Annotated in this window: 37 protein-coding genes; 13 read left to right on the top strand and 24 right to left on the bottom strand. The window is 53.6% G+C overall.

Annotation, left to right across the window (positions count from 1 at the left end; translation table 11 throughout):
* Window positions 1–118: 118 nt before the first annotated feature.
* The 18 genes from BW956_RS06985 to BW956_RS06905 are packed head-to-tail and all read right to left on the bottom strand — an operon-like array spanning window position 119 to window position 8,627.
* Complete coding sequence (locus BW956_RS06985) at window positions 119–478, bottom strand: nucleoside triphosphate pyrophosphohydrolase family protein (RefSeq protein WP_076461909.1); 360 nt, start codon at window positions 476–478, stop codon at window positions 119–121.
* Window positions 475–1,140 (bottom strand): hypothetical protein, encoded by a 666-nt coding sequence (locus BW956_RS22415; RefSeq protein ID WP_076461908.1) that lies wholly within the window; start codon window positions 1,138–1,140, stop codon window positions 475–477. Before BW956_RS22415 ends, BW956_RS06985 begins: the two co-directional genes overlap by 4 nt.
* Window positions 1,130–1,792: a hypothetical protein gene (locus BW956_RS06975; RefSeq protein ID WP_076461906.1), complete on the bottom strand. Its 663-nt coding sequence runs from the start codon at window positions 1,790–1,792 to the stop codon at window positions 1,130–1,132. The genes BW956_RS22415 and BW956_RS06975 overlap by 11 nt, the downstream gene beginning before the upstream one ends.
* Entirely contained in the window at window positions 1,789–2,049 is a 261-nt protein-coding gene (locus BW956_RS06970) for a hypothetical protein (protein WP_076461905.1), read from the bottom strand. Before BW956_RS06970 ends, BW956_RS06975 begins: the two co-directional genes overlap by 4 nt.
* Entirely contained in the window at window positions 2,049–3,089 is a 1,041-nt protein-coding gene (locus tag BW956_RS06965; RefSeq protein ID WP_076461903.1) for an HNH endonuclease signature motif containing protein, read from the bottom strand. The genes BW956_RS06970 and BW956_RS06965 overlap by 1 nt, the downstream gene beginning before the upstream one ends.
* Window positions 3,079–3,333 carry a hypothetical protein gene (locus BW956_RS06960; protein ID WP_076461902.1) on the bottom strand — a complete coding sequence of 85 codons (255 nt, stop codon included), beginning with the start codon at window positions 3,331–3,333 and terminating at the stop codon, window positions 3,079–3,081. Before BW956_RS06960 ends, BW956_RS06965 begins: the two co-directional genes overlap by 11 nt.
* Window positions 3,333–3,884 carry a DUF3310 domain-containing protein gene (locus BW956_RS22540; RefSeq protein WP_217695097.1) on the bottom strand — a complete coding sequence of 184 codons (552 nt, stop codon included), beginning with the start codon at window positions 3,882–3,884 and terminating at the stop codon, window positions 3,333–3,335. The genes BW956_RS06960 and BW956_RS22540 overlap by 1 nt, the downstream gene beginning before the upstream one ends.
* Entirely contained in the window at window positions 3,869–4,066 is a 198-nt protein-coding gene (locus BW956_RS06950; protein WP_076461900.1) for a hypothetical protein, read from the bottom strand. Before BW956_RS06950 ends, BW956_RS22540 begins: the two co-directional genes overlap by 16 nt.
* The gene (locus BW956_RS06945) at window positions 4,066–4,995 is read right to left on the bottom strand and encodes a coiled-coil domain-containing protein (RefSeq protein WP_076461898.1); all 930 of its coding nucleotides are present in this window, start codon (window positions 4,993–4,995) and stop codon (window positions 4,066–4,068) included. Before BW956_RS06945 ends, BW956_RS06950 begins: the two co-directional genes overlap by 1 nt.
* Window positions 4,992–5,255: a hypothetical protein gene (locus BW956_RS06940; RefSeq protein ID WP_076461896.1), complete on the bottom strand. Its 264-nt coding sequence runs from the start codon at window positions 5,253–5,255 to the stop codon at window positions 4,992–4,994. The genes BW956_RS06945 and BW956_RS06940 overlap by 4 nt, the downstream gene beginning before the upstream one ends.
* Window positions 5,252–5,434: a hypothetical protein gene (locus BW956_RS06935; protein ID WP_010323658.1), complete on the bottom strand. Its 183-nt coding sequence runs from the start codon at window positions 5,432–5,434 to the stop codon at window positions 5,252–5,254. Before BW956_RS06935 ends, BW956_RS06940 begins: the two co-directional genes overlap by 4 nt.
* On the bottom strand, window positions 5,431–5,931 hold the full coding sequence (locus BW956_RS06930) for a hypothetical protein (RefSeq protein WP_139327143.1): 501 nt from the start codon (window positions 5,929–5,931) through the stop codon (window positions 5,431–5,433). The genes BW956_RS06935 and BW956_RS06930 overlap by 4 nt, the downstream gene beginning before the upstream one ends.
* Complete coding sequence (locus BW956_RS06925) at window positions 5,928–7,178, bottom strand: recombination-associated protein RdgC (protein ID WP_076461892.1); 1,251 nt, start codon at window positions 7,176–7,178, stop codon at window positions 5,928–5,930. Before BW956_RS06925 ends, BW956_RS06930 begins: the two co-directional genes overlap by 4 nt.
* A 2-nt stretch (window positions 7,179–7,180) precedes the next feature.
* The gene (locus tag BW956_RS06920) at window positions 7,181–7,459 is read right to left on the bottom strand and encodes a hypothetical protein (RefSeq protein WP_076461890.1); all 279 of its coding nucleotides are present in this window, start codon (window positions 7,457–7,459) and stop codon (window positions 7,181–7,183) included.
* Between the two features lie 10 nt (window positions 7,460–7,469).
* The gene (locus BW956_RS06915; RefSeq protein ID WP_076461888.1) at window positions 7,470–7,709 is read right to left on the bottom strand and encodes a hypothetical protein; all 240 of its coding nucleotides are present in this window, start codon (window positions 7,707–7,709) and stop codon (window positions 7,470–7,472) included.
* The gene (locus tag BW956_RS06910; RefSeq protein ID WP_076461886.1) at window positions 7,706–7,945 is read right to left on the bottom strand and encodes a hypothetical protein; all 240 of its coding nucleotides are present in this window, start codon (window positions 7,943–7,945) and stop codon (window positions 7,706–7,708) included. Before BW956_RS06910 ends, BW956_RS06915 begins: the two co-directional genes overlap by 4 nt.
* Window positions 7,945–8,106, bottom strand: a complete 162-nt coding sequence (locus BW956_RS22410; RefSeq protein WP_175611976.1) for a hypothetical protein — start codon at window positions 8,104–8,106, stop codon at window positions 7,945–7,947. Before BW956_RS22410 ends, BW956_RS06910 begins: the two co-directional genes overlap by 1 nt.
* Complete coding sequence (locus BW956_RS06905; RefSeq protein WP_139327142.1) at window positions 8,103–8,627, bottom strand: hypothetical protein; 525 nt, start codon at window positions 8,625–8,627, stop codon at window positions 8,103–8,105. The genes BW956_RS22410 and BW956_RS06905 overlap by 4 nt, the downstream gene beginning before the upstream one ends.
* 152 nt (window positions 8,628–8,779) lie before the next feature.
* On the opposite strand from BW956_RS06905, the gene BW956_RS22880 reads away from it, so the two are divergent.
* A complete protein-coding gene (locus BW956_RS22880; protein WP_076461882.1) occupies window positions 8,780–9,388 on the top strand; it encodes a double zinc ribbon domain-containing protein in 609 nt (202 codons plus the stop codon).
* A gap of 168 nt (window positions 9,389–9,556) precedes the next feature.
* Here the strand turns inward: BW956_RS22880 and BW956_RS06895 are convergent, their stop codons facing one another.
* The 4 genes from BW956_RS06895 to BW956_RS06880 all read right to left on the bottom strand — a co-directional run bounded on the left by BW956_RS06895 (window position 9,557) and on the right by BW956_RS06880 (window position 12,304).
* On the bottom strand, window positions 9,557–10,075 hold the full coding sequence (locus BW956_RS06895) for a hypothetical protein (RefSeq protein WP_076461880.1): 519 nt from the start codon (window positions 10,073–10,075) through the stop codon (window positions 9,557–9,559).
* Window positions 10,068–10,406 (bottom strand): STAS-like domain-containing protein, encoded by a 339-nt coding sequence (locus BW956_RS06890; RefSeq protein ID WP_076461878.1) that lies wholly within the window; start codon window positions 10,404–10,406, stop codon window positions 10,068–10,070. The genes BW956_RS06895 and BW956_RS06890 overlap by 8 nt, the downstream gene beginning before the upstream one ends.
* Window positions 10,403–11,521 (bottom strand): hypothetical protein, encoded by a 1,119-nt coding sequence (locus tag BW956_RS06885; RefSeq protein ID WP_076461876.1) that lies wholly within the window; start codon window positions 11,519–11,521, stop codon window positions 10,403–10,405. The genes BW956_RS06890 and BW956_RS06885 overlap by 4 nt, the downstream gene beginning before the upstream one ends.
* Before the next feature lie 87 nt (window positions 11,522–11,608).
* Window positions 11,609–12,304 (bottom strand): LexA family transcriptional regulator, encoded by a 696-nt coding sequence (locus tag BW956_RS06880; protein ID WP_083702964.1) that lies wholly within the window; start codon window positions 12,302–12,304, stop codon window positions 11,609–11,611.
* 81 nt (window positions 12,305–12,385) lie between these two features.
* Here BW956_RS06880 and BW956_RS06875 point away from each other — a divergent pair, with 81 nt between their 5' ends.
* The 12 genes from BW956_RS06875 to BW956_RS06820 all read left to right on the top strand — a co-directional run bounded on the left by BW956_RS06875 (window position 12,386) and on the right by BW956_RS06820 (window position 18,210).
* A complete protein-coding gene (locus BW956_RS06875; protein WP_076461872.1) occupies window positions 12,386–12,625 on the top strand; it encodes a YdaS family helix-turn-helix protein in 240 nt (79 codons plus the stop codon).
* 79 nt (window positions 12,626–12,704) lie between these two features.
* A complete protein-coding gene (locus tag BW956_RS06870) occupies window positions 12,705–13,307 on the top strand; it encodes a hypothetical protein (protein ID WP_076461870.1) in 603 nt (200 codons plus the stop codon).
* 526 nt (window positions 13,308–13,833) lie between these two features.
* Window positions 13,834–14,604 (top strand): Rha family transcriptional regulator, encoded by a 771-nt coding sequence (locus BW956_RS06865; protein WP_076461869.1) that lies wholly within the window; start codon window positions 13,834–13,836, stop codon window positions 14,602–14,604.
* Entirely contained in the window at window positions 14,601–15,515 is a 915-nt protein-coding gene (locus tag BW956_RS06860) for a helix-turn-helix domain-containing protein (protein ID WP_076461867.1), read from the top strand. Before BW956_RS06865 ends, BW956_RS06860 begins: the two co-directional genes overlap by 4 nt.
* Window positions 15,516–15,517: 2 nt before the next feature.
* Window positions 15,518–16,033 carry a DNA N-6-adenine-methyltransferase gene (locus tag BW956_RS06855; protein ID WP_076461865.1) on the top strand — a complete coding sequence of 172 codons (516 nt, stop codon included), beginning with the start codon at window positions 15,518–15,520 and terminating at the stop codon, window positions 16,031–16,033.
* Window positions 16,030–16,260 carry a hypothetical protein gene (locus BW956_RS06850; RefSeq protein WP_076461863.1) on the top strand — a complete coding sequence of 77 codons (231 nt, stop codon included), beginning with the start codon at window positions 16,030–16,032 and terminating at the stop codon, window positions 16,258–16,260. Before BW956_RS06855 ends, BW956_RS06850 begins: the two co-directional genes overlap by 4 nt.
* Window positions 16,247–16,474 carry a hypothetical protein gene (locus tag BW956_RS06845; protein WP_076461862.1) on the top strand — a complete coding sequence of 76 codons (228 nt, stop codon included), beginning with the start codon at window positions 16,247–16,249 and terminating at the stop codon, window positions 16,472–16,474. The genes BW956_RS06850 and BW956_RS06845 overlap by 14 nt, the downstream gene beginning before the upstream one ends.
* Complete coding sequence (locus BW956_RS06840; RefSeq protein ID WP_076461860.1) at window positions 16,461–16,655, top strand: hypothetical protein; 195 nt, start codon at window positions 16,461–16,463, stop codon at window positions 16,653–16,655. Before BW956_RS06845 ends, BW956_RS06840 begins: the two co-directional genes overlap by 14 nt.
* Window positions 16,645–16,935 (top strand): hypothetical protein, encoded by a 291-nt coding sequence (locus tag BW956_RS06835; protein ID WP_076461859.1) that lies wholly within the window; start codon window positions 16,645–16,647, stop codon window positions 16,933–16,935. Before BW956_RS06840 ends, BW956_RS06835 begins: the two co-directional genes overlap by 11 nt.
* Window positions 16,932–17,408 (top strand): hypothetical protein, encoded by a 477-nt coding sequence (locus tag BW956_RS06830; protein WP_076461858.1) that lies wholly within the window; start codon window positions 16,932–16,934, stop codon window positions 17,406–17,408. Before BW956_RS06835 ends, BW956_RS06830 begins: the two co-directional genes overlap by 4 nt.
* Complete coding sequence (locus BW956_RS06825; protein WP_076461856.1) at window positions 17,395–17,679, top strand: hypothetical protein; 285 nt, start codon at window positions 17,395–17,397, stop codon at window positions 17,677–17,679. The genes BW956_RS06830 and BW956_RS06825 overlap by 14 nt, the downstream gene beginning before the upstream one ends.
* A gap of 9 nt (window positions 17,680–17,688) precedes the next feature.
* Complete coding sequence (locus BW956_RS06820; RefSeq protein ID WP_076461855.1) at window positions 17,689–18,210, top strand: hypothetical protein; 522 nt, start codon at window positions 17,689–17,691, stop codon at window positions 18,208–18,210.
* 49 nt (window positions 18,211–18,259) lie between these two features.
* Here the strand turns inward: BW956_RS06820 and BW956_RS06815 are convergent, their stop codons facing one another.
* Window positions 18,260–19,189: a hypothetical protein gene (locus BW956_RS06815; protein ID WP_076461853.1), complete on the bottom strand. Its 930-nt coding sequence runs from the start codon at window positions 19,187–19,189 to the stop codon at window positions 18,260–18,262.
* Window positions 19,186–19,641, bottom strand: a complete 456-nt coding sequence (locus tag BW956_RS06810; RefSeq protein WP_076461852.1) for a DUF6932 family protein — start codon at window positions 19,639–19,641, stop codon at window positions 19,186–19,188. Before BW956_RS06810 ends, BW956_RS06815 begins: the two co-directional genes overlap by 4 nt.
* Window positions 19,642–19,647 lie beyond the last annotated feature (6 nt).

The raw sequence follows: 19,647 nt of genomic DNA, 5'->3' as shown, positions 1-19,647 counted from the left end.
ACTACTGAAAGGATAACGACCGTCACCAGGTGAATGGTCATCTCTGCTGTAGAGCCCTCCGCCCCAAGCCATCCAGCAAAAAAAGCTATTCCGGCAATTGCCGCAGGGTATGACCACTTCACGACTGCGCCTCCTCGGCCAGATCTGCTTCCGCTTTGCATCGGCAGAATGTACCGTGTGCGCCGCACTCCAATTCGCAGCTATCGCTCTCTTGCTGTTGGCTGCAGCCCTTAAGCACCTTGGCATCCAGCTGAGTCTGATAATTCCCGAATATGAATTCGAGGTGCTGGAGGACAATGCGTACGTCAGCCATTTCGTTCAGCACAACTTCCTTGCCAACTTTGTTTCGATTGAAGTGCTGTAGAGCCAGGCCCAGTTCAAGGAGCTCTTCACCGGCACGCTGAATGGACTTATCCAAACCCCACGCCGAAACAGTCTGATCAATAGCTATGAGCTGAGTAGGAGTGAAGTTGGTCACGACTGCACCTCCTTGGCCTGCTGGGTGATCTGCTGCTGAACCACAGCACAGACACCTTCAATGTGTGGCCTGAAGATCGGCTTTACCGACTTCACCAGCTCATTCTTGAAGTACTCAATCACCTCGGCATCGTGGGCGGCGAGGCTTGTTCTCTCATGTCGATGCCACAGCATCATTGCGAAATTTCCAACATCAACCGGATCGCCTTTATCGACGTGGCCGCACAGCAACTTATTCAATAATTCATGTGTGCAGATTGAGGTATCAGACCAGCCGAATCGACCCTCTTCACGCTTCTGAGCCATCTTTTCGCGCATGGCCATGGCAAACATTTCAACAGCCATATCATCCGGGTGAGGCAGCCTCTCGCTAAGCGCCAACATCAACTGATCGCGCTCTTTCAGCGCATCCTCAAACACCTGTGGTGAGATTATGTGAGTGCGGCTTTCAGAGTTTTTTGCCTGGGCTACCAAGTCACACAGGCTTGCTTGCTCTGCCGCATCCTCCCCGTTCATGGCAATGTCCAGCTCTTTGGTAAGACGTTTCTGGTCAGCAATGCGCTGCTCAAGCTCAGCCAGCTGAGCCACCGGCACGTACTCGCCCAGGCCTTCAATCATCACCAGTCCTGAGCCGTTTCCGTCTTGGAATACGTTACGCTTCATGCTGCTCACCTTCCTTTTGCTCTACACGATCAAGACGCTCAATCTCTGCCAGTATCAGAGCGCCGGCTTTGACCAAGTTGCGGCGTGGAGTTGTGGGTTTCCACCACTCATCCGCCCACGGCCAATACGTCTCCCAGGGCCTATCACTCAAGCTTGTTGATACTGCGTAGCAAGCGGCAGCTTCAGCCATATCACCCATTCCGTACTGATCATCATGCTCCGGTGTCCAGCCTTCAGCGTTTACCTGTCGCAGACGCTCATTAATGACATCATTCACAGCCGGTCGCCCCATGCACTCCCGCGCAAAGTTCTCGCCCATCTCTTCAGCCAGCGACCTGGTTTCAACGCCGTAGTTGTCTTTCACATGATTGCGGGCAACCTGGTACAGCTCTGCGATGGTGCAGAGGGGCGTATCCACGAAGCCGGCTTCATAAGCGCCGACCGGTGTGGCCATGAAATGCATTACAGCATCTGCCTGAACCTGCTTGATGGCATCATCAGGCTCTGACTCCAGGTGCTTACGGGCCAGAGCTATCTGCTCACGCAGATGGGTCAGCTGCTTTTCTGCAGGCCAGTCGGTACTGATCTGGTCAGCGAATGCCAGGGCGTCGTGCGCCAAGTGGATGATTGCCTGTCGGTTATCAGTCGTCATCGAATCCTCCGGTCTGCCATGCGGCATAGGGCTTCGATGTCTGACTGCAGCTCGAAGCGGTTGGGGTGTAGGGTGAAGCGCTCGGTACCCATGCTGGCGCTGACTCCGGCTTCGTCTACTTGGAAGCTGATGCCGTTCGGTTTGTGGCCGGCGATGAAGGCCAGGCACTGGGCAATGACTGAGTGGTTCTGCTGGCGCTCCAGTTGCTGGGGTTCTGGGGCGTAGGCCTGCAGGGCTTTGCGTTTTTGTTTCAGCATCAGTGCAGTTCCTCATGTCCTTTTGCGCCTACTAGGTGGCTATTGGAAGCAATCCAGATCTTCAGATGACGCCCACTTACGCCCTGACGGCTGCCGATGACCTTGGCCCGTTCACGTTTTTGTAGCAGGCAGAGCAGGGTGGCCACCTGCGTTTGATGCACGCCCGTGATATCGGAAATCTCCCGGGTTGTGCGGGGTTGCTTTATGGCTTCCTGAACGAGTTGCTGATGCGACTTGTCACTATCGGCTAACTCGCTTCCTATAACGGCGCTCTCAAGCATTACCAGGTGCCAGATTGATTCTTTGAGTTCTGCCGGTGCTTCGAAGTAGTTACGAATGTTCAACATGGACAGCTGTCGCCTGGTTACCAGCGCAAGGTTGTCATCATCAAAGTTGGTTCGATCGCCATCTTTGAAAATGACTGCATGGGTGCGTGGTATGTCTCCATGCTTTTGCATCCATAACCAACGGTGTTTTGGCATATAGCGCGTTTTCTGTTTGTTATATGGGTTGGCGATCGGCACCTTAATTTCGATGTATCCGGACTTGTTTGTGCGCTCGGTATACATGGGCGTTATGTTGGGCGGCACCAGGCCTGGCTTGAAGCTGCCCTTATTCGGTTTGCAGATCCCTTTACCTGCTGTGCCAGCGTTCCAGCCCGGCTTTGTTCCCCAGTGGCCAGTGCGGCCACTTTTGATCTTGTTTCGCTTCAAGAACGCAACGATCTGGCTTTTGGATAGGCTGGTTCCAAAGGTGCTATTAAAGGTGTCGGTGATCTCTGTGCGGTCCATACGTGGGTAATTTTCACGCAGCCAATCAATCTGCTGCTGAGTAAACAGTTCAGATCGGCCGCGCTTCAGATCACCAGTACCACGGCCGCATTTGTAACCCTTGTTTTTCACTGTTGAGCGGATTTGGCTAATGGTTTTGTCGGTACCGAACTGTTGGTTGAACTCTGCAGTCAGCTGGTCGTATCCCCATTTGCGGAATCCTGCTTGCAGAAAGTCGAGCTGTTCCTGGGTGTATTGTTTACGCACCATCGCCGTCACCTTTTCCATTGAGCAGGAGAGGAACGTCATCCTGCTTGAGCCCCATGTACTCTGCCTTCAGCTTGACGGCATCGAGCTGAAGTGACGCGTTGCTGATGATCTCTTTTGCAACACTGGTGACTGCGCGTGACCGGTCTACTTCGTTGGCCAGTGCATCACCTTTCAGGCTTTCATCACCCAGGCGCTCAAGTTGGGCAAACAGGTGGTCATTCAGGTCTGATAGTTTGTTTTTCACTACTGAGACTCCAATTCGATAAGTAGGTGGATGAAGTGCTGGGCTTTGCGCAGATCTTCGATGCCGTTTTTGGATCGCCAGCGGGTGACGTACTTGATCACGCAGCCCTCGAAGTAACCGATACCGTTGGCGTGGATGTACTCGACCGGCTGGATCTTCAGGGACTTGTAATGGTTGCCGCCCTCTTGTGTGTCGAGCGCCCGTACCGGTTTGACCTCTTCGGTGGTGTCACCGATATGGTCAGGCACCAAGCGCTCCATTTTTTCACCCTTTGGCACGGTTTCGGCCCGCGCCCAGTGGTCACTGTAACGGCCGTGGAACCACCAGCCGGTACCGTCCAACTTGTACCAACCTTGAGGCATCAGGTTTGAACCGGCATACCAATGCGTTGCACCCTTTGGCGGTACGCCTGTCATGATTGCCGGAATCGCCTCGATCTCAGTCTGACTGCTGCCAACATGCTGCTGTTCGTCACCTACGTCTTCCAAGTACGCCAGTCCGTCATTACCGTTCTGGCCAATAATGTCCATGCGGCTTACTTGATTGCCCATCGGGTGATCTCCTTTGCGTCCAGTCGGTTGCCCTTCATGTCTCGCCAGTCCGGGTTGGTTCGGTGCGAGGCGTCCACCAGAGGGCGAATGCCATCGATCACGCTTCCATCTGCCAGTTCAATCAGCAGGTGCTGGCCTCGCTCTGGTAGATCTGTGGCAGGGTGGAATTCGCGCTGTTCCATCAGGAGTCCTCTTGTTGGCTGGGTGCAGGTTCACACAGGCTGTCGATGGCGTCATGAAGCTGGGCGTATTTCTCCACCCACTGTTTTGCCAGGGCTTTAATCGATGATGGGATCGGCTCGGTGCGCATTACATCGCCGGTGGTGCGGCTGAGTACCCGGCGCTGACCAGTGGGCAGGTGTTCGATGAAGATCAGATCCTGCGTGTTGCGGTCGTGACCAGTGATACCCCAGGTTTCGTCCTGGTAGGCGTAGCGGCATTCGTTGGCATCGAGGGTGCCCTCGGCGATCTTTTCCATGTCGTCCAGGGAGTCTTTGAGGTCTCGATTCATCTGCCGGGTAGCCTGCAGCTCCCGGGCAAGCTGAGCCTTTTCTTTCTTGGCCTGCTCGGCGTTCTTGACGGCGGTTTCGTTGCGGGCGGTCAGTTCCTTGTTCTTGTCCTGTAGCCTTTTGACCTGCTTCTTTAGCTTGTCGGGGTTCATTTCGCGGTAGATGCGCAGCTGGTTGTTCAGTTCACGTACCTGCTGCTGCAGACGGCTAATCGCATCATTGGCCCGTTCGACGTTGCCGTTGTTCTTGGCCAGCATTTTTTCGCACTGGTCTTTGTACTGGTCGGCCAGCTGTTCGTACTTGGCGCAGTTGTCGGCCACGACATTCAGGGTGTCCGTGACGCTGGCGTGTTCGGCGCGAGCCTTGGCCAGTTCGGCCTCGGCACTTCTGGCGCGCTCGATTGCTCCGGGGTACCCGTTCCAGCGATCGATCATGCGTTCCAGTGGATCCTGCTCTGCTTCGCGCTTGGCGGCGCTGAGCTCTTCGGTATGAGTAATGCGCTGCTGGCGCAGCTGCTCTTTCAGGTTGTCGATTTCGAACTGTTCCAGCGCAGTGGCCAGATCGGCGTTTCTGGGATCGCGGTGTTGGGCTTGAGCAGTCATACTGCCTCCCGTTTGAAGCTGGTTTCGAGATACAGATCACCGTGGGCTTTGCCGCCGGTTGCGATCTGGAATGTCCAGGTGCCCACACGCTTGGCACCACGCTTCAGTACCCAGCGCTTTGTTTTGGCCGCCGTTTTGGTTGTCACGGGTACTGGAACGCAGTCGATCTCGGAGTTGGAGACGTGGAATTCTTCTTCCTTGAGCATGCTCTGGGCGATCTGGATAGTTTTCTCCAGGCGCTGGCGCAGTTGCTTGTTCATCCCTGCTTACCTCTCACGACGGTTCCACGGACAAACCAGGGGCCGGTATAGCCGGCCATTGCCTGCTTGATTGCATTGCTGACGCTGCTGGCGCGGACGGTTACCCGACGCATGCCGGTGGCGGGGCTGGTCGGGCTTGGGTCGGCGCGGAAGCGCAGGATGATGGAGTAGAGGTTCATGCTGAGGCCTCGCTGACAGGTTCGACTTCCTCGAATTTGCAGACCCAGCGCATGCTGTGCTTCCTGTCGACGTCGCTTGGTGCTTCTGGCCTTACCAGGAAACGACCAGGATGGTATTCACAGATGCTGTCGATGAAGCCAATGTCACGGCGGCTGTTACATTTCACCTTTGTGCCGATTGGGTAGGGCGGCTTGATGTTGTTGTGTGTCATCCACTCCTGCTCAAGCTGCTTGAGCCTGGCACGCACGTCTGAGCCCAGTTCATCAAGCGTGTCCATGTCTTCGCGGGATGTGTCCCAGCCATGATCGCGCTCAAGGTATTTGCAAAGCTCGAAGCCGTCAGCACTGAGTGAGTAAGCATCCACAATGTCTTGAACGCTATCTGGGCCACAACGCTTAGCAAACTCTGGATTGGTAGCGATAAAGGCCACTACAACCGGCTCTAGGATTTCATCCGTCATTGTAGGGCGTGGCGGGTATTGGTTCATCGGGTTCATGCTGCTTCTCCCAGTGAAGGTTCTGCCAGCTCGCAGGCAACTGCGCTCAACACGTGCATGAGCATGCCTTCGTTCTGGTGGCCTTTGGCGTTATCGAGCAGGGTGATCAGCGCCTTGATCGGGTCACACTTCTGATCGGCCATGACCTGCTCGAACATGGGGCGGTAATGCTCAACGCTTTGTTTGAAGCGTTCTTCACCGCCAAGGAAAATCTGCTGCTGGCGCATCTGGTAGAGCTTGCTGGTGATCATCACCGCTTTTTCACTGGCCTTGCCTACGCTGGCGCTCAGGGTGAGGGGGCCGGCCGGTATGTCGTCTTGCTCCTGTACCAGCTGGAAGGAATCCTGATCGGGAATGCCTCCCATCGCATCCACCAGGCTGTTCATCAGACGGGTCAGATCGGTGCCCCAGCGCCACACGGCGGCATCCAGAGCGGCGATAACATCATCAGGGGTGTCTGCATCTATCTGGTCGCGAAACTCTTCAGTCAGGCGGATGCGGTGGATGCTGAGGTCTTCGTGCAATACGAATTCGATGACCTGGCCATACTCCAGCGCCAAGCGCTTCACCAGGTAGCCGCCTTCGATGTGCGCGGTGATCTCCTTGCTCATAAGCTCCTGGCCCCTGGCTGCGATCTTGCCGCCTTCGGCCATCGGGTCGCGCAGTTCGCATTCGTCACCCAGCGCCCATTCGTTCGGCATCTGTTCGCCGGTGAGCCAGCCTGTCATGACTTTGTCTGCTGATAGCGATGTCAGGGGCAGGGCAACCTTGAGGCTTCCCAGGGCTTCGCGCAGGGCGTTCAGCAGCTCTTCGGCACGCTTGTGGCTGGTGGCTTCAATAAACAGGTACGGCTTTTCTGGGTTCAGCAGGGCGTAGGTCATGCGGTGGGTGTTGAATGCCCGGGGCAGCAGGTCCAGTACCACTTCATCTTTCAGCTGCAGCTTTTCTTTGCGGTACACCTTGCGGGACTCTTCCTGCTCAATGTCGTCCACTCTGTTGGCCAGCTGTTCACGCACGACCGCGGCTTTCAGGTCGGCTTCTTCGTACTTGAGGCCGATCAGCAGCCAGCCATGGGCGTCGAATACCAGGCCGTCAGTGGCGTCTTTGCAGGGAGTGGCCCAGCCCATGCTGCTGAGTTCCTGGCTGCCGCGTGGACGGAAAGGGTGTTCAGCCAGTGCCGACTGCAGGGTTTCGGCGTCTGGCAGGTCATTGACCAGGTAGGCGATTGCGTTTTTGGGGTTGAACATGATCACTCCTTGTCCTTATTTTCAGCAGGTGTGCCACAGAAGGGGCAATATGCAGTGGTTATCTTCTGTTTGATCTTCTGCTTCTTGAGCCCGCCACCACGCTTGGGCACCATGACTTCACCGCTGAATTCAAGAAACACTCGCGTATCCATTGAGTTGCCGTTCATGATGAAGGCGTAGTTAACCAGTTCGGCTTTTGGCTCCAGTGAGCCTTTGGGCAAATTGGCTTTCACGGCCTGCAAAATCTTCTCGTTTAATCGGCTTTGGCATTCGCACTGCATGCTGCTCTCCTTATCCGTTGAGCTGGCGCCAGAACTCTGCGCCGTCTTCGTTGCCGCCTTGGGCGGACCATTCGTTGCCGTCTGCATCGACAGCTTCAATGCCTTCCTGCCAGTCTTTTGCCGGCGGCATGCTTGGCAGCCACGTAGTGGGGATGCCTTTGTTCAGGACCACCACACCACCGGTGAGCTGTTCGCGCTGGCGGTAGCGGATAGCGGCTGTGGTGCGGGGTAGGGTCTGGATGCGGTTCATTTGGATGCTCTCTCTTCAAGCAGGGTGTCGGTTTCTTCAATCAGCGCTATCGCTTGGCTGGTTGTTATTTCCTGCGGCTTCTTGCCTGGAGCGCAGTGATGGATGAAGGCCAGCCCGCCGTTAAACTCGACGTCAATTGACGCGCAGCCCAGAAGTGCCTTGTATGAAGCTGTTCCGGTGCGGCTTCTATACGCCTGGTCAATCAGGTTCTTCAGGGTGTCGAATGAATCACGCATCACCATTCCTCCAACATTGCTTTGAAGACGGGGCGCACGGGCTTGCGGTGCCAGAGTGCGTGCAAGCAGTACCCGACAGTGGCGACGGCCCAGCCTGCGGCGAAGAAGGCCACCAGGCAGAGCAGGCCGACGTACAGGGTTATGATCATTTCGAGTGTCATGACAGGGCTCCCTGTGCGTCTGCGTGGGTGTAGATGTCGCCGGCGTTGCCGTTGGCCCAGTAGTCGAGATCAGCCAGCAGGGCACCGCTGGCGCCAGCTATGCGACCACCACGTCCGCGTTTGCCGGATGCGCGGCGGGTAATGCGGGTGCCGCGTGCGCGGCCTGAACGGGTTTCGATATCGAGGTCGGCATCGGTGCTGGTGCTGAGTACACCGCTGGTGCCGAGCATGAGCGCCAGCATGAGTACCTGGAGGCGGTGCAGGGCGCCCATTTCGACCAGCTTGTTGATGGCGACGATGGCGTTGTTGCAGCCGAGCTTGTAGTAGAGGGTCTGCCAATACTGGTGGATGTTACGGCTGCTGCAGTGCAGCTCTTGAGCGGCTTCAGCCGCTTTCAGTCCATTGACCCGGCAGACGACGGCGCGTGATTCGCCAGCGGTGAACTTGCCGCCGTTGGGCAGGGGCATGGGGGTTGCCTCCCAGCCGTTCAGTGCGTATCCGTGTTCGGTGCTTGTGATCATGTCGATGCCTATAAACATAACGTTTAGTTAAGAATAAACATAATGTTTATATTTGGTCAACAATTTGTTCAGTGAAATTTACAAGAGCATAGGTTTGAATGGTTAATGCGCTGTAGGAAGACGCGCAACCAAGACAGCAAGGAGGTAGTCACATGAGCAATAAGCAATGCCCGAAGTGCGGAGCATCGAATTCGCCATTGGCAGTGCACTGCTCAGCCTGTGGCTCGCACTTGTCTGGTAATGCTGCTAAGGCTGGTAGTGACCCTGCTGCCAAGCCCACAGGCCAGGAAGCGCCTGCAACGAAACCAAATAATCTGACCGAGTGTCCAGACTGTGGTAACCAGGTAAGTCTCAAGGCAACAAGCTGCCCTCACTGCGGTGCACCTAGGGAAACCGCTCGGGCAGTTGGAAAAGATTCGATAAGCCAGCCCCAAAACTTTAAGCAGGCGGAAGCACAGTCAAATAGCGTGCCGACTTTCGGGCAGCGTGTCATTGCAGCTATCCTTGCAGTTGTGCTCTTCACCCATGGATATTTCTTACTCCGATATAAAGCGCTTACGCCCTGTGAAGCCGCTGCTCGAAAAGTGGTTGTTGATATAGTTTCTGACGGAGAGGAAGGGCCTGTTACCCAAGCTGAAGCGATGGGTGCAGCGTTTGCGACGAAATACATCGGCTTGCCCGCTGCTCGCTTGGCTATGAGTACAGAGTCTACAGCGGGTTGCTATGCCATTGCGCTTGGGCTGAAGGGTTACAGGGATTAGGAGAGCGCGCGGCTTTGGAATAACGGTGCATTCATAATTTGGAGGGCTTACCGTATTAGTACGAGAGTAAGAATTAGTGGCTATGTTTTAGGAAGCAACTCAAGATAAGCTATTATTGAATCGAGCTCAAACTGGTGTATCAAGCGGCCGCGATATGCCACATAGTAGCTATTCGATCATCAGTCTAGTTGATGTTAAGAATGCAATGATAAGCAGTAAGCTTAGAAAGGCTCCCATCATCGTTTGACGGTGCGACATCCAAAGCCGCTTGGGTAGAGGGGTGGAGAAATAAAATTCGTCATATCGGATCTCAACCTTCTCTATAAGGTCCGAGATGGTTTCCGTAGCCTCAACCAATAGTTCTGCTTTGTTTGGTTGGAAAACGTCCAATGCCCTGATATTTGAAATTTCTGATACGGGCAACAGCTCGGTGCCAACATAATGATTGAGCTGCCGTACTTTCAGTTCAATTAGAGTAGCTTTTCCGGATAGCTGAACTTCCGCAAGAGATGGTTCAAATGCATCAGAGTTAATTTCTGAGTCTAACCAAGAAATGCAGGAATCTAGCTTGTCAATTAATCTATCTTTGATCCGTGAAATTTCGGACCGTTTGAGGGTTCGATTATTAAGGAGAAGAACAATGAGCCACCCGATGATGGCAATATAGAGAGGAAGTGGGTTAGTCACCGTTGCTGCAATCCCTAGCTGCGGCTTCAATTCTGTCAGTAATCGTGTCTTCTATGCTTTTGACTAAATCGTGAGCGTAGCTTAATTTTTCATCAAGCTCAGATTTGGTGAATCCTTCTTCGCGAATGAGCCCTCCAAAAGCTTCGTCAAGAAATGAACGTCCGTAACGATTGTAACCATTCAGGTCAATGTGAACAGTATCAAACTCACGCAGCGCTGGTGCCATCAGTTTCTCACGGAAGGCCTGTCCGGAACCCTCGCCATCCTCATAGTATCTACCATAAGGCCTTGGGTTGAAGTCGTTAACCACAGAAATCGTTTTTGTTGTCATGATAGCTTAATGTTCCACTGCACTAGCGTTCCGGGTAGCTGTTTGGGTAGTTTGTATAATCCTGTTTCATTGTCTTCTGCCGGGTAGGTGTATAGACCTTTGTGGCTGAAGATCCAGAGCTTACCGTCTTCAGTGTCATCTACCAATGCTCTGATGCTTTTACTTCCCTGCCCATGCTTACTTCTTCTTGTCCCGGTAACATCACCCTGCATAGATAAGTATATCATTTGAGCATCCTTGAGCTTCTGGGGTACTACAAATTTAAGCCCAGAGCTCTCAAATCCGGGGATCAGCTTGATCAGCTCATTGTACTCCTCTGGGTAAAAAGCCTTAAGTGAAGCCCAGAACCACTTTTTTTCAAGCACAGTGGCAGGAATCCCCACACCAGTATCATAAATGGCCAAAAACAACTGGCCATCTTTCACGTCACACATCAGCCACCAGTTCCTGTCCTGAGCATCGGTGTCTGGATAGGCATGAAGTCCAACATTGTTGATGGCTTCAGTTACAGCGTCAGCGAAAATATACTCCTCTTCAGGAGACATTTCGTTCTCGTAGATGAATTGTTGGACGTAGTCGATGATGTCGTCAACATACTGGTTTGACGTGCCTCTTACGATAGGCATGCTTTGACTGTTTCTAAAGCTGTAAGTAATTTGCTTTCTTTGAATGAGAAGATGGATATTGATATTTCGAAGCTGCTTGTTCACTACGACAGCCGAGTTAGAACCGGACCATTCGATAGTGGCCCTTGCTGTACCTTTCTGAAGTGACTCTTCAATAGCCGCGTAGATCACCACTATGGCAGCTGCAGAGATGACTTGAGTATTTTTGAAGCTGATCACACACTTCTCTTGGCCAACATATCGCCGGATTTGGTCGTAAAAATCAATGGCTTGAGTGTAGAGGCTGCCATCTTCTTTCGATATGTTGTAAATCGAAAGTAACTCAGGGGCATCTATCGATCTGTATCCATGAAAGATCGAGTGATTATGACTATTCCTGAGGCTTCTTCCTGGAACTGAAGGAGTTTCTTTACGGGCCAGGTAACGTCTATGTCTTTTAAGTCCGGCCAACAGCTCACGCTGTAGCTGCTCTCTGGTTCTTTTCTTCATCTGTTCCTTGATGCTGTATGTTCAAATAGAAATCACGATTGAGACAAGAGAAGGTGCTTTAGCTACCTAAGTCACACGGCAAACAAGCTATAAATTTCGTGATACTAACTTCTTAACCTCAGCAATAACCCTTAGTTGCTGGGCGTTGTGAGCCGATACGATCTCATCGGTGTAGGCCGGATCGTCTTTGTTGTCACTTGAAATCAGCCAACTGCCATCCATCTTCTTGGTGAAACGCTTCACCTTCAACTCACCATCAAACTCGAACGCATAAATTTTGCTGCTGGTCAGACGGGGCACATGGGTGTCTGCCAGAACTTCATCACCGCCCCAGAGGGTAGGCCACATCGAGTCGCCACGGATCTTGATGATGCGTGCGTTGCTTGGCTGAATGCCATGTGCGTCCAAGTCGGACAAACTGATATCTCTATGCCCATCAAAAAAGTCTTCAATGCTCTGAGCAGCAGCGCCTTGGCCGGCAGAAAACTCCTGGTCCATAACGGGCACTGATGTCGTCATTTGATCGGATGCGATGCTGGCTTCTAACAGGGAGTGGTTTTCTTTGCTTTGACCACTGGCGCTGGTAGGTGCACTGCCTGTGAGCAGATGATCGACAGTCCAGTCGAGCACTTTCGCAACACGAGAATGTTCACTGGCTGGAATTCCGCGTTTCCACCAGTTCATAAGGCGTTGCTCTGAGTAGCCAAGTTTTCTCGCCAAGTCAGCTCGAGACCATTGTCGCGATTGTAACTCAGCATCCACTCTTTCGATCATTTCATTCATAAACAGATTGTTTACGTCTTGCGGACGCTAATCAATAAACGTATTGTTGACCAAACTACACACAATGTTTAGATTTCAGGCATGAATGTACTTGAGCGTGATATTCAAGAATTTGGCCCAACTCCATTGGCAAAAACGCTTGGGGTATCGCTCCAGCGAATAAATAACTGGCGAACACGTGGGCGTGTTCCAGCTGAGTTCGTTCTGCAGTACTGCGAGAAACGACGCTGGGAAGTCGCACCACATAGTCTGCGCCCTGACATCTACCCAAACCCAGATGATGGGTTGCCAATAGTCGGCATCAGCAGCACAGAAGGCTAATTGAGATGACTTCAGTATCACTGCTGGCGCCTGTTTTTTTTATGCCAGGCACTACATGTAAATCCATACAGGTGAAGCCATGACCGTACACGCGGACCGAAAACTTGAACTGCTGAAGCTCATCGCCGCCCAACCCGGTATCGATGCGGGCTTGTTGATGTCTCGTTCGGCTACCTGCCGCAGGGCGTCTGAATTCGAGGCTGCTGCCAAGGGGCTTCTGAATGATGACGGCCTGGTGGATAGAGATGGCTCTGGATTGACCATCCGTTACTACCTGACCGAACGAGGCGCTGGCGCGGCTGCGGAGTACGGGTTTTTTGTTGCGGCTGATGCCGTTCCTGCTGGCGCTGATCAGGCGTCTGATGCGGATGAGATCCCGTCTACCACGGAAGAGGTAGCTGCCGTATTCGAGGAGCTGCCTGTTATTACCGCTGGCGCAGGTGAAGTGGTGTTGGAGCAGGAGAGCGAGCCACTGACCGTGATTGATTCTGATCGCACCAGTCTGGATGAAGCGCTGGCTCAGCTGAGTGAGTTGGTGTCCGAGTCACCACGCCCTGTGAATCTCACTGACTTGATCGAATTCAACCGCCGTGGTGCTGAACTGATTCGTCACCATGCACCGGTGCCGGCTGCGCTCATGGAGTCGACGGCCAATGCGCTGGAGCGTGCTTACTCCCAGTAAACGCAGTACCCAGCGGCGGGGTTGGCGCCGACCGGTATCAGCTGTGAGTGACCGGGCATGAAATAACCGCAGCAGCAGATCGACGGGTTTCCCTACTCCTTGCCTGGGCGATCTCCTGAACAGCCGGTCATATAGCAGCAGTTGGGTTGCGCCGGTTCAGTAGGGTCGCGGACAGCCGGAGAGACGGCAGGCTCTAATCGGGCGTTTGTTCCTCTGGCAGATGGGAGCCCTAAGTAATCTGCAGGCCGGGGTTTTTACCGTTCCCCCACATAGCCGGTATCCCTCGCCGGTGGCGACAGAGAGGGGCAACCGATAGACGCCTTGGCCGGTTTTATGTGTTTCAGGTGGCCGGTGATGAATCAATGGAACAGGGCGTCTTTCAGTTGCTGTGAATGCCGTGCGACGGCTCCCAGTGGAATATTCGCGTCATCCAATACTTGGGCGCGGCAGCTACGAATAGGCAAAAGAAAACCCGATGCGTAACGGCAGGCCAGCCACATCGGGTTATCTACAAGAGGGTTTCATTATGCAGCAGTTAATGACGATCGACAACAACCAGACGCTGACCATGAGCACTCGTGAAATTGCGAAGCTCACGGGCAAGCGCCATGATAACGTGATGCGTGATGCACGTGCCATGTTGTCCGAGTTGCATGGGGAAAGGGGTGTCCTCAAATTTGAGGATACCCACCGTAACCCGCAGAACGGCCAGTCTTACCCGATTTTCCGGTTGCCCAAGCGTGAAACGCTGATCCTGGTATCCGGTTACAACCTACAGATGCGCGCAGCCATAATCGACCGCTGGCAGGAGCTGGAAGCGCAACCTGTAAGCAATTCTTACCAGTTGCCGGATTTCAGCAACCCCGCCGTCGCGGCCCGTGCCTGGGCTGACGCTATCGAGCAGGGCCAGCAGCTGGCGCTGGAGAATAAGCAGGTGCGGGAGGATCTGGAGCATCTGCAGGCGCATTTCGTTGAAGGCATGCGCATTACCGACTTTGCCCGCACCCTGAACGGCGTGAACTGCCAGGAGGTGCAGAAATATCTGGCATCCATTGGTTGGCTGCGTCGTAACGGCTTTAGCGGCTGGCGCGTGAACAGTAAGGCGCGTGATAAACACCTGGCTGAACGCACCACTATCTGGAAACACCCCATCACAGGAGAGGAACAGGAGCGCCATTACCCGGTGCTGTTGCGTGCCGGCGCTGTCCGCCTGTTCCAGATGTATACGAAAGAAGAACTCCCCATGAAGAAGACCTGGAACCGCAAGATCGGTCATGCGTCGGAGGTGATGCAGTGAGCAGAGCCGCTACTGACTGGGCATGGGACGTAAACCCCGGCAAAGCCCCATTGAAACTGATCCTGCTGTCGATGGCTGACCGTGCTGACGAGGAGCATTGCTGCTTCCCAAGTATTGATCGCCTGGTCAAAGACACGTCGTTGAATAAAAAGACGGTCCAGGCCGGCATTAACCATCTGGTAGAGCTTGGGCTGATACGCGACACAGGTGAACGCAAAGGCCCAACGCGCCGCGTGCGGGTGTTCCGCTTGATGCTGGATACGAAGCCACCCCAGAAACCGAATCACCCCAAAAAAGGGAACATTACGAAAGAGGCCGGCGGGCCCGCAAATGCACCCGAAAACGGGAACGTACCCGAAAACGGGAATATTCCCAAAAGCGGTACCTTGAATGCCCCCGAAAACGGGTTTTTGAATGTACCCGAAAACGGGTTGCAGAACCGGTCACTGGAACCAGTCACTGAACCTGTTGTTGATGCTGGCGCATCCAGCAGCAGCGCACCGGTTGCTGATCACCCGCCTGTCGACCCTGACGAGCAGGCACACCAGGATGCGATTTTCAGTCACGTGGATTCAGGGCCAGTTGTACCGGCCACCACGAACCCTGATCGCTTCCCCATGCACTGGCAGTGGGTTCCGTCTGAGTTGTTCTCGGAGCGTTGCCGCACTGCAGGCGTGAACCTGTCCAGCCTGGAGCCTGCCCAGCAGGAGAGCATTCTGGGTGAGTTCCGCAGCTACTGGGAAGCCTCCGGCCGTGAGTTCAATCAGGCCCAGTGGGAACACAAGCTACTGCGCCAGCTGCAACGTGTGCCCAGCAGTGCAGCCGTTGCCGCCAACCAGTCGCGCCAGCAGAAGCGAGCAGACCTGTCGGCGTCGGTTATGGATATCGAAGATACGAGCTGGGGGGATTGAGCATGAGCGGCTTCTTTGGGACTGAAGTAGTGCGATCGCCAATTAAAAGTGTCGAGTGGTACACCCCGCAGTGGGTATTTGATGCCCTGGGCCTTCAGTTTGACCTTGATCCATCAAGCCCGCACGACATGGAGACAGCTGTTCCAGCTAATACCAAGTACACGGTTTTTGATGACGGTCTTAGCAAGCAGTGGCATGGCCGTGTCTGGCTCAACCCTCCATATGGCAAAGAAACCCCGGCGTGGATGGGGCGAATGATTGATCACGGCCACGGTATAGCACTGGTGTTTAGCCGTACCGACACTACTTGGTGTCAGGCCGCAATGAGATCCGCGACTGCAATGCTGTTTATCCAGGGGCGAATTCAGTTTGTACCCGGGCATGAGAATCAGCATAAAAAGAGCCGGAGTGGCGCTGGCACTGTGATGTTTGCATGGGGCGATGACTGCGCATCAGCCTTGGAAAAAATGAGCGATCGCGGCGTTTACATTCGAAACACAGGGAGCGCAGCAGCATGAGCGAAAAACAGAAACGCATCATCAACGACCAAAACGAAGCGCTGAAAAAAGCACACCGCGCCCTGGTCGAGAATGCCCAGAAGGCGTCTGAATCCCTGCGCGCGTTTTCGGAAGCCGCCTCTGAAGTCGTCATCAAGATTGAAACCGGGTACCCGCACTGTGCCGCTCGCCAGCTGCGGGAACTGATCAACGACCTGAATAAAGAGGCCTCCAATGAACCTAACTGATGGACTGATCACCGAGGCGGACCGGCTCCTGGTTGTGAATCTGCTGTTTGAGAGTGGAAGCCGTGCCAATAGCCATGCACTGATCGGGCTGGCGCTCAAGATGGGTGTTACGCCTGAAACACTGGAGGAGGCGGCACAGTCGCATGACGATACCGCTCTGATGGAGACGGATATTTCAGCACAGGTGCGGGGGTATCTGGGTGAGTGTGGTTGATCAAAACGTAGTGCACGGCATCGATGTGGTGGCGCTGGTTAAGAAACTGCGCGCGATTCCAACCCGGCATGACCGCAAGCAGACGTTTATGTGGGAAACAAGCCGCATGAGCCCGATTAGCCGTTCTGAGGTTGAGAAGGCCATGCGAGCGCAATGGAAGGAGAGCGTTAATGCAGATTGAAGCACGAGACATCTGGAGGAGCTGCTGGCGGGCTGCCCGGGTCGAGTTTGCGGCTCTGGAGCAGGACTGCCGGTTCAACGGCATGCGGGTTCCAGCCGGCGAGCGTTTGCAGCGCTGCCGCTCTGACATTCCGTTGCAGCAGCTGGCGTATCACGTTCTGGATCTGCGCCTGGTAAACGATACCTGCGGCTATCAGTGGATTACGGGCAACAAGTATCGGTTTCTGCATGTGCGTGCGGTTACGTCGGCGGCGTTTAAGGATGAGGAGATTCCGTTTTGAGTTTGATTATCGGTATTGATCCAGATTCCAAGAAAAGCGGGATCGGCATTTTTCAGGACGGGAAACTTGTTGACCTGAAAACCATGGATTTCTTCGACCTGCAGGAATGGACCATTGAGCAGCACCAGGCTGGCGCCCACTTCGCTGTTGAGGATGTGCAGGCCAATAAGGCGACCTATGGCCGGAAGATTCAGCGCGGGTCTCGCCAGAAGGAGCAGGCCCAAATGAACTGCATCAGTCAGAAGGTTGGACGGGTGAAGCATAGCGCCGAACTGATTGTGATGTGGCTGGAGCGTATCGGCGCCAGCTACACCCTGGTTAAGCCTCTGGGTGGTACCGCTAAAGCGGCGAAGCGTAAGGCTGATTTGTTCAAGAAGATGACCGGCTGGGAAGGGCGCAGCAGCGAAGACACCCGGGACGCCGCCATGCTGGCGCTGTCAGTGACAAGGAGGCAGCAGCGTGCAAAAGCGTAAATTGAAGAACCGACCGCTCCAGATCGAGGCCCCCAAGGGTACCCGTTGTGACCACTGTTTCGGTACCGGTGTAATCCGCGGCGCAACCTCTGAATACATCTGTGGCCACTGTGGTGGGTTGGGTCTGAGTGAGGTGGAGCAGGATTACTTCGCTGACCTGGCTGATGGCTTGGCAAGTGCGTTGATAATTGCTCGGCGTGATCTTTCTGAGATGAGGCGGCTGTACGCCAAGGTGGTGCCAGAATCACGTGTCGGCAGCAAGATTGATTGAGGGGGATGTATGGCAGTAACCAGGGAAATGCGTAGCCGGATCGATAACCTACTGACGGTGTACCTCAATCACCTGGAGCGCCACGAACGGGGCTGGCATGGTGAAAATGATCTGCACCGCTTACAGGTGTGGAAAGGGGATCTCCCGCCGCCGTCTGGTATGGATACTTCGAATGACTTCATGCTTCAGGCCGCTGGCGCTACACGAAAGCGCCACGCAGAGTTGACCATCATCCAGTGGCTGCTGGGCATGCCAGAGCCGTGTAAGGATTGCGGGAAGGGTGATGAGCCGGTCTGTGGTACCTGCTCAGGCCTGGGCGTGACCATCCGGAAAGGGCAGATCAAGCCTGAGTATTCGCTGGTGCTGTTGGCGCAGCGGTATTGGCAGAAGGACCCGGCACATGTGGTGTGTGGGCGATTGGGGTTGGGTGATCGACAGTATGCGTTGAGATTGGTAAAGGCACGGGATGAATTGGGAAAAAAACTGGATGAGATAGATCAGATAAAGGATCTTCTACAAAAGGCTGGCTGACAGAGAGTAGCGGTATAGAAAAGCCCCTCGGATTCGAGGGGCGTAAATATTAGACTATTTGTTTCAATAAGTAGGACTTTTTTTGAACTTGAACAGTAGTGTTTCCAATAGTTGTAACGTCAAAGTCCGCTGTGATTTTGGAGCCAAGATGACATGATGCCTGAACGCTATCGAGAAGCTTTTCAGAAAACCTTGCTCGAACCTCCTCTCCGGCATCAGTCCTGAGGCTGAGAACGCCTTTTTCACCAACAAGCGTCACAATGCCATCAAGACGTTCTACAGATGTGCGCCGAATATCAATTGATTTGGTTCTTGCTTTAAGCAATTCGAATTCAGCTTTACCGGCCCGCCAAGAGTGGGATCGACCAGATTCTGCATCGGGCCAGTTGAGGCTTACGGACAGGCTTGATTTAGCAATATCGTTCGCGAGAGCATTAAAACTATTAAGTGAGTTCAAGCCAATATTTGAGACCTGATCAATGAAGCGCTCTTCACTATCTAGACTCTCCAAAAAATTAAAGACTTGGTCCAGCGTCTCTTTAGTCGTATTCCCGGCTAGGTCCCCATTTGAACTGGCTGTTAAGGTTACCCTGGCAGAGCCAGGCTGGAGCCGGTAAAACCTTAAGTCCAAAAGTTCATGAATTGCACTAGATGTTTTTTGAGAATCACGGCCCGTGACAATTTTATGCGCTGCTCGAGCAATGCCAGAATTGAAATGCTTAAGAACATTGGAGAGAAGCTGCGCAGGAGTTGTTCCTGAATCTACGGAAGCTCCCGAAAGGCGCATCTCGACAACCTCACGCTGATCGGATGAGGTCTCTGATTCATTCAGCTGTTCACGAACATCGGACAAATGACTATCTAGAGAGCTGCGCATTAGGCTTGATGCAAAGTCAGTCTTATCTTCAAGAGACTTTAGCATTTCCTCGACAGCTGTCTTTCTCTCCGCAAGTGGGAGAGAATGTGTAGTATTAGTCATATCGTCACCCTTGCAATTCCCTTGGGCTGCTCATCGCGGTCAAACATGAACCAGCCACGCCAGTAACTCCTTTGGGGTTGGTCTTCAGTTACGCAAAAATAAGCATCACAGCTGTAATTTACTTTAGCGTAGCTTGTATTCAGCAAACCTTGCAGTCTCTGCTGTGAATGTGGCGGCAGCGAGTTTAAGTCAGCACCTGGTATGAATACTATTAGATCCACATCATCTGGATGAATTTTTTCCGTGCCAAACGAACCATCAATCCACAACTCGCCAGCTACGCCATGTGGTTGAAGCACACTTTGAAGATCGTCTATGTACTCCATTAGCTTCTTAGACAGCATAGTTCGACGAGAGTTGTCGCGAAAAGGGGCAACAAACAGCGAATGTATATCAGCAATAGCTATGTCATGAAACCCAGGCGGGAATAAAGGTGGGTAGCACTTTTTCATCCAAGC

The organism is Marinobacterium stanieri (assembly GCF_900155945.1).
GTDB lineage: Bacteria > Pseudomonadota > Gammaproteobacteria > Pseudomonadales > Balneatricaceae > Marinobacterium > Marinobacterium stanieri.
Note: the sequence above shows the minus strand (reverse complement) of the source record. Positions and strands in the feature narration are given on the sequence as shown.